The sequence below is a fragment of the Nitrosomonas sp. Is35 genome (genome assembly GCF_033063295.1).
GTDB lineage: Bacteria > Pseudomonadota > Gammaproteobacteria > Burkholderiales > Nitrosomonadaceae > Nitrosomonas.
This window is the reverse complement of the sequence record NZ_JAWJZH010000001.1, coordinates 1,005,868-1,018,870: the sequence shown is the minus strand read 5'-3', so window position 1 is coordinate 1,018,870 and position 13,003 is coordinate 1,005,868. Positions and strand designations below refer to the sequence as shown.

13 protein-coding genes are annotated in these 13,003 nt (G+C 51.6%); 10 read left to right on the top strand and 3 right to left on the bottom strand.

Features of this window, described 5'->3' with window-relative positions:
* Positions 1–111: 111 nt before the first annotated feature.
* From R2083_RS04575 to queG, 3 genes are all read right to left on the bottom strand, one after another.
* Entirely contained in the window at positions 112–1,020 is a 909-nt protein-coding gene (locus tag R2083_RS04575) for a D-hexose-6-phosphate mutarotase (protein ID WP_317537682.1), read from the bottom strand.
* Positions 1,021–1,197: 177 nt separating this feature from the next.
* Entirely contained in the window at positions 1,198–2,409 is a 1,212-nt protein-coding gene (gene purT, locus R2083_RS04570; protein ID WP_317537681.1) for a formate-dependent phosphoribosylglycinamide formyltransferase, read from the bottom strand.
* Positions 2,406–3,518 (bottom strand): tRNA epoxyqueuosine(34) reductase QueG, encoded by a 1,113-nt coding sequence (gene queG / locus R2083_RS04565; protein ID WP_317537680.1) that lies wholly within the window; start codon positions 3,516–3,518, stop codon positions 2,406–2,408. The genes purT and queG overlap by 4 nt, the downstream gene beginning before the upstream one ends.
* Between queG and tsaE the strand changes: the two genes are divergently transcribed.
* The 10 genes from tsaE (at position 3,513) to hpnA (ending at position 12,757) form a co-directional block, all read left to right on the top strand.
* Positions 3,513–4,019, top strand: a complete 507-nt coding sequence (gene tsaE, locus R2083_RS04560; RefSeq protein ID WP_317537679.1) for a tRNA (adenosine(37)-N6)-threonylcarbamoyltransferase complex ATPase subunit type 1 TsaE — start codon at positions 3,513–3,515, stop codon at positions 4,017–4,019. The genes queG and tsaE overlap by 6 nt on opposite strands.
* Positions 3,983–5,443 carry an N-acetylmuramoyl-L-alanine amidase gene (locus R2083_RS04555; protein ID WP_317537678.1) on the top strand — a complete coding sequence of 487 codons (1,461 nt, stop codon included), beginning with the start codon at positions 3,983–3,985 and terminating at the stop codon, positions 5,441–5,443. Before tsaE ends, R2083_RS04555 begins: the two co-directional genes overlap by 37 nt.
* A 175-nt stretch (positions 5,444–5,618) precedes the next feature.
* Positions 5,619–6,785: an MlaE family ABC transporter permease gene (locus R2083_RS04550; RefSeq protein ID WP_411172449.1), complete on the top strand. Its 1,167-nt coding sequence runs from the start codon at positions 5,619–5,621 to the stop codon at positions 6,783–6,785.
* 3 nt (positions 6,786–6,788) lie between these two features.
* On the top strand, positions 6,789–7,598 hold the full coding sequence (locus R2083_RS04545; protein ID WP_317538971.1) for an ABC transporter ATP-binding protein: 810 nt from the start codon (positions 6,789–6,791) through the stop codon (positions 7,596–7,598).
* The gene (locus R2083_RS04540) at positions 7,571–8,461 is read left to right on the top strand and encodes an MlaD family protein (protein WP_317530280.1); all 891 of its coding nucleotides are present in this window, start codon (positions 7,571–7,573) and stop codon (positions 8,459–8,461) included. The genes R2083_RS04545 and R2083_RS04540 overlap by 28 nt, the downstream gene beginning before the upstream one ends.
* Before the next feature lie 4 nt (positions 8,462–8,465).
* Positions 8,466–9,089 carry an ABC-type transport auxiliary lipoprotein family protein gene (locus R2083_RS04535; RefSeq protein WP_317530279.1) on the top strand — a complete coding sequence of 208 codons (624 nt, stop codon included), beginning with the start codon at positions 8,466–8,468 and terminating at the stop codon, positions 9,087–9,089.
* Between the two features lie 93 nt (positions 9,090–9,182).
* Entirely contained in the window at positions 9,183–9,311 is a 129-nt protein-coding gene (gene lptM / locus R2083_RS15385) for an LPS translocon maturation chaperone LptM (protein WP_411172448.1), read from the top strand.
* Positions 9,308–10,564 carry a diaminopimelate decarboxylase gene (gene lysA, locus R2083_RS04530; RefSeq protein WP_317537677.1) on the top strand — a complete coding sequence of 419 codons (1,257 nt, stop codon included), beginning with the start codon at positions 9,308–9,310 and terminating at the stop codon, positions 10,562–10,564. The genes lptM and lysA overlap by 4 nt, the downstream gene beginning before the upstream one ends.
* A 67-nt stretch (positions 10,565–10,631) precedes the next feature.
* Positions 10,632–11,690 (top strand): phytoene/squalene synthase family protein, encoded by a 1,059-nt coding sequence (locus R2083_RS04525; protein ID WP_317537676.1) that lies wholly within the window; start codon positions 10,632–10,634, stop codon positions 11,688–11,690.
* A gap of 77 nt (positions 11,691–11,767) precedes the next feature.
* Positions 11,768–12,757: a hopanoid-associated sugar epimerase gene (gene hpnA, locus R2083_RS04520; protein WP_317537675.1), complete on the top strand. Its 990-nt coding sequence runs from the start codon at positions 11,768–11,770 to the stop codon at positions 12,755–12,757.
* Positions 12,758–13,003 lie beyond the last annotated feature (246 nt).

Here is a 13,003-nt window from a genome sequence, read left to right as displayed (position 1 = left end):
AAATTGCTCAATAACACAAAAGGATCATATCTTGACATAACAATATCAATCACAAAATTGACTTGATCAAATCTTAGGTGCGAGTCCATGTTCCAATTCATAACCGATTATTTACCCGAGCACCACCCGATAATTAGCCACCAACCGGCACTCCCCACCCGGCGCAACTTCAACAACATCATCCGCCGCATTAGTCGTTTCCACGCACAGCAGACGCTGGTAATCGTGATCTTCCAGATCCGCCATATCCTTGGCAATTTTCTCCCAGGGATTCCACACCACCGCGGTTTTACTGCCTTGCGAGGTGATCTGGATGCGGCGGTTCAAGGCTGCGTCGTCGATGGTCAGGGTATTGCCGACGTTCAGATAGATGCGGTCGACTTCGGCATCGATGGTCACGTCACCGGATTGATGTTTTTGTGTGCTGCCACCACCGGCTTTGTCGAGATAATCGCAACCGGCCAGCCCCAATACTTTTGCGCGGGAGATGTCGCCGACCTTGAAATAAGTGTGAAACGCCTGAGTGATGGTGAATGCTTCCTTGCCGGTGTTGCGCGTGATCAATGACAGATTCAAGCTGTCGCCGATGACGATTTCCTGCCGCAGACTGAAGGCATGCGGCCAGATGGCTTGCGTTTCCGGCGTGTCGTCCAAACCAATGGTGACTTTGATGTCGCCATTGGCCAGTGCCTCGGTCGCCACCACATTCCAGCCGCGATTGCGCACGAAACCGTGCCCGGGGCGGCCTTTGCCTTCCGGATCGGCGCCGAACCACGGCCAGCAAATTGGCGCGCCGCCTTTGATCGCTTTGCCGTCCTGGTAATACGCTTTCGCGCTCAAGAACATTACATCTTCCGGTTCACCGGCGGGTTGATACGACAACACCTGACCGGCATGAATTGAAATCAGTGCTTTAGCTTTGGCGGTTTTCACTTGAATCATCGGCAGTCCGCCGTTGCCAGCGATAAATTCCACTTTGCCTGCGATGCCAAATTGCGTGTTGAGTTGTTCGATTGTCATGATATTTTCCTTTGTTATGTGGGCATCTCTAAAAATTCATATTTTGTTACAATACTTCGTTGATCACAAAAAATATTTCCTTACATATCAATCATATGCCGCGAAAATATTTTTTGCTCTCGCCTCGTCTTGTCTAAAACTCTGAATTTTTAGAGACGCCCACATGTTGATTAAAAATTAATCTTTGATCGGTGTCACCCGGCTGGCGGCAAGTTTAGCACGGCTGCGGGCTTCGCCGGTATCCGCGCCATTTGCGAGCGCAACGCCCATGCGGCGGCGTTTGAACGATTCCGGCTTGCCGAACAGGCGGATATCGCTTTGCGGTACTTGCAGCGCTTCGGCTACGCCGGAAAATGCGATGCCTTTGGCTTCGAGTTGACCGTAAATCACCGCGCTGGCGCCGGGTGCGAGCAGCGCCGTATCGACCGGCAGCCCCAAAATCGCGCGCGCGTGCAAGTCGAACTCGCTCTGTTTCTGGCTGCACATCGTCACCATACCGGTGTCGTGCGGTCGCGGGCTGACTTCGCTGAACCACACGTCGTCGCCATTGACGAACAATTCCACGCCAAAAATGCCCAACCCGCCTAAATCATCGGTGATGATCTTGGCGATTTCCCGTGCACGTTGCAGTGCCGCCAGGGACATCGCCTGCGGTTGCCAGCTTTCGACATAATCGCCATGCACCTGCACATGCCCGATCGATTCGCAGAAATGCGTTTGCACTTCACCATGCGTATCCAACGCGCGCACTGTCAGCTGCGTGATTTCATAATCAAAGTGGATCACGCCTTCGACGATGACCCGCCCCTGATCGACCCGGCTGCCGCTGGCGGCATAATGCCACGCCGCTTCCACCTCCCCGGCCTGATCGATACGCGATTGCCCTTTTCCGGATGATGACATGACCGGTTTGACGATGCAGGGATAACCGATTTTGCCGTCGATCGCGGCGCGCAATTCATCCAAACTATTGGCAAAAGCATACGGCGATGTCGGCAAACCGAGTGTTTCCGCCGCCAGACAGCGGATGCCTTCGCGATTCATCGTCAGTTTCGCGGCACGGGCCGTCGGGATCACGGTCGCGATACCGGCTTGCTCGATTTCGATCAGCATGTCGGTGGCGATCGCTTCGATTTCCGGCACGATGATGTCGGGTTGCTCCATTTCGACCAATGCCCGCAAAGCCTGACCATCCGCCATGTTGATGACATGCGCGCGATGCGCTACTTGATGCCCCGGCGCGTTGGCGTAGCGATCCACCGCAATGGTTTCAACGCCGAGGCGCTGCAATGCGATGATGACTTCCTTGCCGAGCTCGCCGCTGCCGAGCAGCATGACTTTTTTTGCCGATGCACTCAGCGGTGTACCGATGATTGATGGTGTTTTCATGTTGATGACTCCTGAATAGCGGTTCTTTTTTGATCCTGTTGCTGCAACGCCCACTGCACATGCTCACGCAGCATGTGCGATGGGTCGTCCGCGCGCGCTTGCAGTGCGCTGACGATTTCCGCGGAATACGGCGCATTGCCCAAACCGACGGCGATATTGCGCAGCCATTGCGTATGACCGATGCGGCGGATCGCGCTGCCGGCCAGTTTTGCATCGAATGTGGCTTGATCCCAACCGAATAACTCAATGAGCGACACATCGTCCATGCCATTACGCACATGAAAGTCGTTTTCGTTGGTAATTTTGGCAAATTTATTCCACGGGCATACCAATTGGCAATCGTCGCAGCCATAGATGCGGTTACCGATCAGCGGCCGCAATGGCTCGGGAATGCTGTCTTTCGATTCGATGGTGAGATAGGAAATGCAACGGCGCGCGTCGACTTGATACGGCCCGATGATCGCTTGCGTCGGGCAAATATCGATGCAGCGGGAGCAACTGCCGCAATAATCCCCCACCGCATCGTCGGCGGGCAGCGGCAAATCGATATACATTTCACCGAGAAAAAACATCGAACCGGCCTGGCGATTCAACAATAAGGTGTGCTTGCCGCGCCACCCCAGACCGGATTTCTGCGCCCAGGCCACTTCCATCACCGGCGCGCTGTCGGAAAATACGCGATATTGGAAGGTGCCGACTTCGCTGGTTATCCGGTCGGCCAATTTTTGTAGTCGCGCGCGGATCACTTTATGGTAATCGCGCCCCAGCGCATAGCGCGAAATGAAGGCCCGGTCACCGTCATGGATCACATCCCAGCTATTTTTGACAGCAGGCGGCGCATAGTTCATGCACACCGAAACCACCCGCTGCGTGCCGGGCTCAAGCTCGGCGGGCCGGGTACGTTTGGTGCCATGTTTCGCCATATAATCCATGTCACCGTGGTATCCTTGCGCCAGCCATTGAAACAGACCGGATTCCACCACCGACATATCCGCCTGCGCATCGGCGATGCGGACATCGTGAAATCCGAGTTCCTTGCCCCAGGTTTTGATGGCAGCCGCCAAGGCGGTGTAATCCGGCAATTTATTAGTTGAGGTATTTTCTTGCATAACGCTCGTTCGACAGATACTGAATCAGCACAAGGTGTTACCTGCTTTCTTGCAGATGAAGCGGCAACGCTGGCATTCGGTAAAAAACTGACTGCCTGCTTGCATTCCGGACTGGCCATTTATCTGAGCGGCAATCTCGGTGCGGGCAAAACAACCTTGACGCGCGGTATTCTACACGGCCTCGGATATCAGCATGTAGTCAAAAGTCCTACCTATAATTTAGTTGAAATCTATAAAATCTCTGCGTTATACTTGTATCACTTTGATTTTTATCGGTTCAATGATTACCTCGAATGGGAAGAAGCAGGCTTCCGCGATTACTTTAATTCAGACGCAATTTGTTTGGTGGAATGGCCTGAAAAAGCAGGCAATTTATTGCCGGAAGCCGATTTGCAGCTCATCTTCAGCATTCTTGACAACGGCCGCAGGATTGAAATCCGGGCTGGCACAGAGGCAGGAAAACAATGTTTGATACATTGGAACAACCCAAAAAGCGAGTGATTGCGTATTCCAATAGCAACACCTATGCTGCCGTCAAAAAAAACTTCCTGATATTTTTTATACTGGTCTTTTTCTGTTGCTGGATAGGTTCCAGTCAAACAGCGCTGGCCGCAGATACTACCGTTCAATCGGTTCGTGTCGGATTAACGCCGGATTACACGCGCATCACCCTGGAGTCCAATCAGCCGCTTGAATATGAATTAAGCATGCTGGAAAACCCGCACCGCGTGGTTATCGATTTAAGCAATACCAAACTCTCACAGGCGCTTTCGGCACTCCCGCAAAAGGTCGATGCGATTGATCCTTTCGTGCAGAAAATCCGCGTCGGGCAATATAAACCGCACGTCATCCGGCTGGTGTTCGATCTGAAAGCCAATGTCGTGCCGCGCACCTTTGTGATCGAGCCCAAGGAGAATTTTGCGCATCGCTTGATTCTGGATATCCATCATCCGGATAAAACCGGCAAGGCGGATCAGACTGCCCGCTCCGGTTCTGCTGCTAGCACGGATTTTGAAGCGGATGTTTTGGATGAATTGGTTGCCACGCTGGTGCAAGGCGGCGCCAAACAACCCAAAACCAGCCCGCAAGCCCCGCTTGTCTGGCCGCACGCGCCCAAGCCGCAGTTGAATCAAGCCAAGCAGAACAATAATTCTCCCGCTTCGTCTCCCACTGCGCAAAACCGCAAACCCAGCAAAGCTCCACGCATCATTATCGTCGCCATCGATCCCGGTCATGGCGGCAAGGATCCCGGTGCAGTCGGCAATCAGGGCACCTACGAGAAAGATGTAACCCTGGCGATCGCGCGAAAACTGAAAGAGCGGATCGACAAGGAACCCAATATGCGCGCCGTTCTGACCCGTGACGGCGATTATTACATTTCACTGCCGCAACGCCGCATTAACGCCCGGCGCGCCAATGCCGACTTGTTCGTGTCGATCCATGCCGATGCCAATCCCAAAGCGCACGCGCACGGTTCCTCGGTTTTCACGCTGTCCGAACATGGCGCCACCTCGACCACGGCAAGCTGGCTTGCCAACAAGGAAAACAGCGTTGATAGCGATTTGATGGGCGGCATCGATATCACCTCGAAATCAAAAGACATCAAGGAGCTGCTGCTGGATCTGTCGCTGAATGCGACTATCAACGATAGCGTGAAGCTCGCCGAATACGTTTTAAAACAGTTAGGCGGCATTAATCACTTGCACAAAAGAAATGTCGAGCAAGCGGGTTTCGCGGTGCTGAAATCACCCGACATTCCTTCCATCCTGGTGGAAACCGCGTTTCTCAGCAACCCCAAAGAAGAAGAAAAACTACGCAGCAAGGGCTATCAGGATAGAATGGCGGACGCGATGTTCCTGGGCATCAAAAAATACTTTTCGGATAACCCGGCGCTGGCGCGCGCTGCCGTTGCACAAACCAAATAGCGCCGTTGCATTCCCGTTTTTCCTGCCGCGCCCGCAATCCGATTCAACTGTTTTGCTGTAACACGTTACAATAACTGCTGTTAGCCGGTCAGATCAGAGTATCCTTCAAAAGGATATCCGGATTTTTAAAGAGTAAAAATTATCCCGATTGTTTATGACTATACTTGGCATTCCTATGAATGAACCCAAGCCAGAATTAATGCACACCAGCGATCCGCCTGCCAATACGATGCAACAATGGTTTCAGCTTTCCACCAGAGCTGGTCTCGCGCATATCGTTTTAACCGGTAACTATACGTTGACGGCGTTAGAGCCGATCCTCAAGTCACTCATGGATGAGCTGAGCAAGCAAGCCAAAAATCGCGATCTGCACTGGGATCTGACCGGCATCCAGCAAATGGATATCGCGGGCACGACCCTGCTGTGGCGTGCGTGGAAAGCGCAACGGCCGGAACATCTTCAGCTGCGCCCGGAACACGAAAAAATGTTTGCGCGTTTGGAGCAACTCCCAGCGATCAAAACGGAAACCCCATACCGGGATTTGCTCTGGCCTTTAACCGCTTTGGGCGGATTGGCCTTGCTGTTATGGCAACATGCCATCGGTCTGGTCAGCTTGATTGGCCAATTGCTGCTCGATGTAATTTATTTGTTCCGCAATCCGGTTTATATCCCCTGGCGCGAAATCTCCGCCAACTTATACCGCACCGGGGCGCAGGCGCTCGGCATTACCGCGCTGGTCGGGTTTCTGATCGGTATTGTTTTAAGTTATCTTTCTTCCAAACAATTACAGTTATTTGGCGCGGATATCTTTATTATCAACATATTGGGAATCAGTATCATCCGTGAACTGGGCCCCATGCTGGCGGCGATCCTGGTTGCCGGCCGCTCCGGGTCGTCCATGACGGCGCAACTCGGTGTCATGCGCGTAACTCAGGAATTGGATGCCCTGACGGTGATGGGCATCTCGCATAGCCAGCGTCTGATATTACCGAAAGTGCTGGGACTCGGTATCGCGATGCCTTTGCTGGTGGTGTGGACCAGCGCGATCGCTTTGCTGGGCGGCATAGTCGCTGCGGAATGGCAGTTAGGTTTGAACGCGCAATACTTTTTGTCAGCACTGCCGGATGCAGTGCCGATTGCCAACTTATGGCTCGGACTCGGCAAAGGGGCTGTATGCGGCATGGTCATCGCGCTCATCGCGTGTCATTTCGGTTTAAGGATCAAACCCAACACTGAAAGCCTGGGTGAAGGCACCACTTCTTCGGTGGTAACCGCAATCACCATGGTGATCATTATCGACGCCATTTTCGCCATATTGTTCTCAGACGTGGGGCTTACCTAGATGATGACAAAACCGGAATGCATCATCGAGATTGAATCGCTCTATACCCGTTTCGGAAATCATATCGTGCATCGCGATATCAATTTATGCGTTTACCGCGGTGAAGTACTGACACTGATCGGCGGATCGGGCAGCGGAAAAACCACGTTGTTACGCCAGATGCTGGGATTGGAAGAACCGTCGCAAGGCAGCGTCAAAGTTTTTGGCGGCACTCGTTCAAACGCTGACATCAATCCACACAGAAAAAATATCCGCAGCCGTTCAGGCGTGCTTTTTCAGCAAGGCGCATTATTCAGCGCGTTGACTGTATTCGATAATATTGCGCTGCCTTTGCGTGAATTGCACACCTTGAGCGAAGACGTGATCCGGGATCTGGTGATGGTTAAACTGAATATGGTGGCCATCGGACCCGAGCACGCGAACAAAATGCCCGCCGCCTTATCCGGCGGCATGATCAAACGCGTGGCGCTGGCAAGAGCGCTGGCATTGGATCCGGAAATACTGTTTCTGGACGAACCCACCGCCGGACTGGACCCCGAGCTGAGTGAAAGTTTCGTAGAATTAGTGCTGGCATTGCGCAGCGAAATGGATCTGACGATTGTCATGGTGACGCATGATTTGGATACATTGGTCGCGCTATCCGACCGGGTTGCCGTTCTAGCCGATCAACAAGTGGTTGTCATCGGCGCCTTGGACCAGGTATACCGCTTTCCGCATCCTTTTATCAATAGTTACTTCAAAAGCATACGGCATAAAATTGAGCAACAAAACAACTCGGAGCAAACATGGAAAACCGTGCCCATGCCCTCGTAGCAGGTATCTTTGTCATTTTTCTGAGCATCGCCATCGCTTTAGTGACGGTGTGGTTTAGTGGCAGCAACATTCAGCGCATCGATTATCTCGTCGTCACCAAAGAATCGGTGAGCGGGCTTAATCCGCAGTCGGCGGTGCATTATCGCGGTGTTAACATCGGTAAAGTTGAAAATATCGAATTTGATCCGGAGAATCAGCAGCAAATTCTTGTGCGTATTTCAGTGAACGAGAATGTCATACTCAGAAGCAGCACTTACGCGCAGTTGGGCTATCAAGGCGTTACCGGATTGGCTTACATTCAACTGAACGACGATGGCATCGGTACTGATCAACTGGCCCATGACGCGCGAATCCCGATGCGCCGTTCATTGCTCGACGAAGTCGCCGGATCCGGGCAGGACTTACTCACCAATGTCAATCAGTTAGTGTTAAAAATGAACCATTTGCTGAACGATGAGAATCAAGATCAAGTTTTCCATATTCTGCATAATATTCAAAAAGCCACGCGCAATTTTGATGGTATTGCCGGTCACTTGCAGCCTGTGCTCACCTCATTCACTGAACTCACAATCGAATCAGCGACGCTGGTTAAACGTCTGGATCAGATCCTGGGTGAAATCAATATAACCGTTGCCAAAATCAATCAGAAAGATGGCATTTTTGACAGCTTGTCGCACAGCACGCAAGAACTGGCCATGACGATTCCTGAATTGCGCAATGCCAGTCACAGCATTGCCCGTAGTTCGCATAATTTTGATAAGGTTTTGCATCAATTGGAAGAAAACCCGCAAAGTTTATTATTTGGCCGCCCTTCCCCCTTGCCGGGTCCTGGAGAAGCCGGTTTTGTGTCCCCCAAGGAGTAAGCCAATGACCAGAATACTCTTGTTGCTCGCCATCATCTGCCTGCTGCCGGGTTGTACTGTTCTGCATAAATCGCAATCCACAGCTGTGTACGATTTTGGTATCCAGACACCAGCGTTATCCCAGCCATCGGTTCAGCCCGCCCAGCTGCGGAAGAATAGCTTGCTGGTTACGGACACGACAGCGCCGGTATGGCTGGATAGCAAAGCGATTCATTACCGCCTGCTGTATCACAATCCAACACAATCGTACACCTACGCCAGTAATCGCTGGATTGCCACGCCTGCCGCTCTGTTTACGCAGCAGCTGCGCAACCGTATCGTCGCCGGTACGCAAGAACAAGTGATTAAAGACAACAGCATCGCAACTGCCGATCATGTACTACATACCGAGCTGGAAGAATTCTCACAAGTGTTTGATACAGCCGCGGATAGCCGCATTGTGGCCGGTTTGCGCGCCAGTTTGATCGAACGCAGTACACGCAAACTGCTGGCGCAGAAAGATTTCAACATCACGGCAAAAGCGCCTTCGGCCGATGCAGCGGGAGCGGTGTCTGCATTAAGCGCGGCGACTAATCAACTGCTGGATGAATTGGTTAATTGGCTGGCCGCCACATTACCACACGATTAATCCCGGCTTGGGCAGTCAAAATTAATCTCAAGTTGGGTTAATTTATCATTCTCTTATGTTAGTATCCCGTCATTATTGTTCCAGAGGTTTTGCATGCGTTTAATTCCAGCCCTGCTGCTCTCCGCTTACTTACTCAGCGCTTGTGGTCTGAAGGGGCCGCTCTACCTTCCCAAGGTTGAGGAAGCCAGCACCGCGTCATCTGATCAAGTAGAGAAAAAATGAGCGGTTTTCCTGAATTCGATTACCGCAACAATGAGCTTTTTGTAGAATCGGTTCCGCTTAAGCAGATTGCCCGGGAATTCGGCACACCTTGTTATGTCTACTCGCGCGCCGCTTTAACCAAAGCCTATCAGGCATTCGATGCGGCATTTGCGGACCGGAGCCATCTGATTTGTTACGCGGTAAAAGCCAATTCGAATATCGCCATCCTCAACCTTTTCGCACGGCTCGGCAGCGGCTTCGATATCGTATCGAGTGGAGAATTACAGCGTGTCATCAAAGCGGGCGGCGATCCGGGCAAAACCGTGTTTTCCGGTGTTGGGAAACATGTTGATGAAATGCGCATGGCGTTGGATGCCAACATTCTCTGTTTCAATGTGGAATCCGAAGCTGAGTTAATTGTGTTGAACCAGATCGCCAAAGACATGGGCAAGATTGCGCCCGTCAGCCTACGCGTCAACCCGGATGTGGATGCCAAGACGCACCCTTATATCTCAACCGGCCTTAAGGAAAATAAGTTTGGCGTTCCCGCCAGCGAGGCTGGACGGATTTATCAATCGGCACAGCAATATCCGCATATCCGGTTTACTGGCTTGGATTGTCACATCGGTTCCCAGCTCACCGAGCTTGAACCGTTCCAGCAAGCCGGCCATAAGATGCTCAATTTACTCGAAACCTTACAATCGCAAGGTCTTTCCATTGAGCACCTGGATTTGGGCGGCGGCTTGGGCATCCGCTACACCGATGAAACACCGCCAAGCATCAAAGACTATGTTTCCGCGCTATGCGCCGGTACCCGGACAGTCAAACAACGCTTGTTAATCGAACCGGGCCGTTCATTGGTGGGTAATTCCGGTATTTTACTGACGCGGGTTGAATACCTTAAACACACTTCGGCGCGTGATTTCGCCATTGTCGATGCCGCCATGAACGACCTGATGCGACCAGCCTTGTACGATGCTTATCATGCGATCCTGCCCGTGCATCAAAATGCAGGCGAAGCCAGAAACTACCAAGTGGTCGGCCCGGTTTGCGAAACCGGCGATTTTCTCGGTCATGACCGTAAACTCAGTCTGAAGGATGGCGATTTGCTGGCCGTGATGTCCGCCGGCGCCTATGGCATGAGCATGAGCTCAAATTACAACACCCGGCCGCGCGCCGCCGAAATCATGGTCGATCAGGATCAAATCCACATCATCCGGCAACGTGAGACGATCGATCAATTAATGGCTGCTGAGCGCGTACTGCCGCAATAAATGACAGAACATTTGGAGATACGTTCAATTGTAGTAACATGCCGTATCGTTTTATGACAAATCCGTAATGACAAGCCAACCCAGTATCGATGATGCGCAGTATCAAGACCATATCCTGCAAGGTGTTTCACGCACTTTTGCGCTGACTATCCCGCAATTACCCGAGACGTTGCGCCGCGTGATCGGCAATGCGTATCTGCTTTGCCGCATTACCGATACGATTGAAGACGATAGCGCATTGACCAACGAACAGACCCGGGAATTATCGGACATGTTTGCCGAGGTCGTGTGCGGCAATGCTTCAGCCGAGGAATTCGCGCACCAGCTCTACCCGCTGCTTTCCGCCCATACCATTCCGGCGGAGCATGATTTAATCAAAAACACCCCGGCGGTCATTCGCGTCACACACAGCTTTAACCCGACACAACGCAGAGCGCTGGAGCGTTGCGTGCGAATCATGGCCAAGGGGATGGCGGATTATCAGGAAACGGAATCGCTGGATGGATTGAAAGATCTGGCGGCAATGAATGAATATTGCTATTACGTGGCCGGTGTTGTCGGTGAAATGTTAACCGAATTATTCTGCGATTATTCGGAAGAAATCAATCGCCATAAACCCGTTTTGATGAAGCTTTCCGTATCGTTCGGCCAGGGATTGCAAATGACGAACATTCTCAAGGATATTTGGGATGACCGTAAGCGAGGCGCTTGCTGGCTGCCGCAGGATATTTTTCTTAAAAACGGATTCAATCTGCGCGACTTGCGGCCTGGAATATCCGATGAGAAATTTCAAGCCGGATTAGCGGAGCTATTGGCAGTCGCCAAAGGTCATTTACAAAATGCGCTGACCTATACCAGCTTGATCCCCCAAAAAGAAAAAGGAATCCGCAGGTTCTGCTTATGGGCCATTGGTATGGCCATCCTGACATTAAATAAAATCAATCAACACCGGGATTTTTCGGAAGGAGCTCAAGTTAAAATCAGCCGCCGCAGTGTCAAAGCCACCATTGTAACGACCAGTTTATTTGCCAGTCATGACTGGATCCTGGAATTATTGTTCAAGCTGACATCCCGGAACTTGCCGGTGGCTGCTTTGAATAATGAAGCACTACCGGAAATCCGGTAAATGATCGCTACCGTCTTAGGTTCCGGATACTCTTCAATACCAGCCAGGCCGGAATACAGGTTCGCTTTCAAAAAATCATGAAGTCATTAGTCACAGGCGCAACAGGATTTCTTGGCTCCGCGGTGATGCGGTGCCTGCTTGCGGCCGGGCATGAAGTCCGTGCTCTAGTAAGACCGAATAGCGACCGGAGAAATCTGAAAAATTTCCCTGTTGAAATTGCCGAAGGCGACTTGCGCGATCATGAATCGCTCAAACGCGCCGTCCGGGGTTGCGATAATCTGTTTCATGTTGCTGCCGACTATCGGCTGTGGGTTCCGGATCCCGCGATCATGCATGAAATTAACGTGACCGGTACGCGTGCGCTGATTCTAGCTGCCCATGAGGGAGGCATTCAACGCATGGTTTATACCAGCAGTGTGGCAACACTCGGGTTAAACACCGATGGTTCACCCGCCACTGAGGAAACGCCCGCCAATTTTGCGGGCATTAAAGGTCACTATAAGCGTTCCAAATACCAAGCTGAAAAATTGGTACAACAACTCGTTGATGAATATCACTTACCATTAATCATCGTTAATCCTTCCACGCCGATCGGCCCTGGAGACGTGCGCCCCACACCGACCGGACGCATCGTGCTGGATACCTTAATGGGACGCATGCCGGCGTACGTCAATACCGGTTTGAATATTGCGCATGTCGACGACATCGCGCAAGGCCATTTACTGGCATTTCAGCGCGGAAAGGCTGGAGAACGCTATATTCTGGGCGGTGATAACATGTTGCTGCTGCAAATTCTGCAACTCATCGACGAAATTAACGGAACACGCAAAAAGCGCGTCAACATACCCATCAATGTCATGCTCCCGATGGCGTGGTGTATGGAAAAGATCGCACTCTTCACACGCACGGAGCCTCGTGCCACACTCGACAGCATTCACATGGCCAAGAAATTAATGTTTTTCTCCAGCGTAAAAGCAAATCGGGAATTGGGTTATCAACACCGCCCCGCTGTTGAAGCGCTTAGGGATGCGGTCAAATGGTTCAAAGAAAACGATTACTGCCGCTAGATTCCGTGTAATCCGGTTATTCAAGCGAAACTTACTTTCTCTCACTCAACATCTTCCATCAATCTCCCGTAATACTATTAACCTTGTACGGCTCAGCAGCTTCAAAGCAAACTTAGCGCTACATTCTGCACCGCTCATAGGAATTTTCAGATTTATTCTAAACTTTCATGCTTGACTGTCGTAAAAACAACGGCGAAGTGAAAATCATGCAGCAAGAGCTGATGAGCTGGTTAAAAATCAAAGCAA

Coding starts and splice junctions, on each gene's coding strand:
- R2083_RS04575 (WP_317537682.1), bottom strand. CDS start 1,020: ATGACAATCGAACAACTCAACACGCAATTTGGCATCGCAGGCAAAGTG.
- purT (WP_317537681.1), bottom strand. CDS start 2,409: ATGAAAACACCATCAATCATCGGTACACCGCTGAGTGCATCGGCAAAA.
- queG (WP_317537680.1), bottom strand. CDS start 3,518: ATGCAAGAAAATACCTCAACTAATAAATTGCCGGATTACACCGCCTTG.
- R2083_RS04555 (WP_317537678.1), top strand. CDS start 3,983: ATGTTTGATACATTGGAACAACCCAAAAAGCGAGTGATTGCGTATTCC.
- R2083_RS04550 (WP_411172449.1), top strand. CDS start 5,619: ATGAATGAACCCAAGCCAGAATTAATGCACACCAGCGATCCGCCTGCC.
- R2083_RS04545 (WP_317538971.1), top strand. CDS start 6,789: ATGACAAAACCGGAATGCATCATCGAGATTGAATCGCTCTATACCCGT.
- R2083_RS04540 (WP_317530280.1), top strand. CDS start 7,571: ATGGAAAACCGTGCCCATGCCCTCGTAGCAGGTATCTTTGTCATTTTT.
- R2083_RS04535 (WP_317530279.1), top strand. CDS start 8,466: ATGACCAGAATACTCTTGTTGCTCGCCATCATCTGCCTGCTGCCGGGT.
- lptM (WP_411172448.1), top strand. CDS start 9,183: ATGCGTTTAATTCCAGCCCTGCTGCTCTCCGCTTACTTACTCAGCGCT.
- lysA (WP_317537677.1), top strand. CDS start 9,308: ATGAGCGGTTTTCCTGAATTCGATTACCGCAACAATGAGCTTTTTGTA.
- R2083_RS04525 (WP_317537676.1), top strand. CDS start 10,632: ATGACAAGCCAACCCAGTATCGATGATGCGCAGTATCAAGACCATATC.
- hpnA (WP_317537675.1), top strand. CDS start 11,768: ATGAAGTCATTAGTCACAGGCGCAACAGGATTTCTTGGCTCCGCGGTG.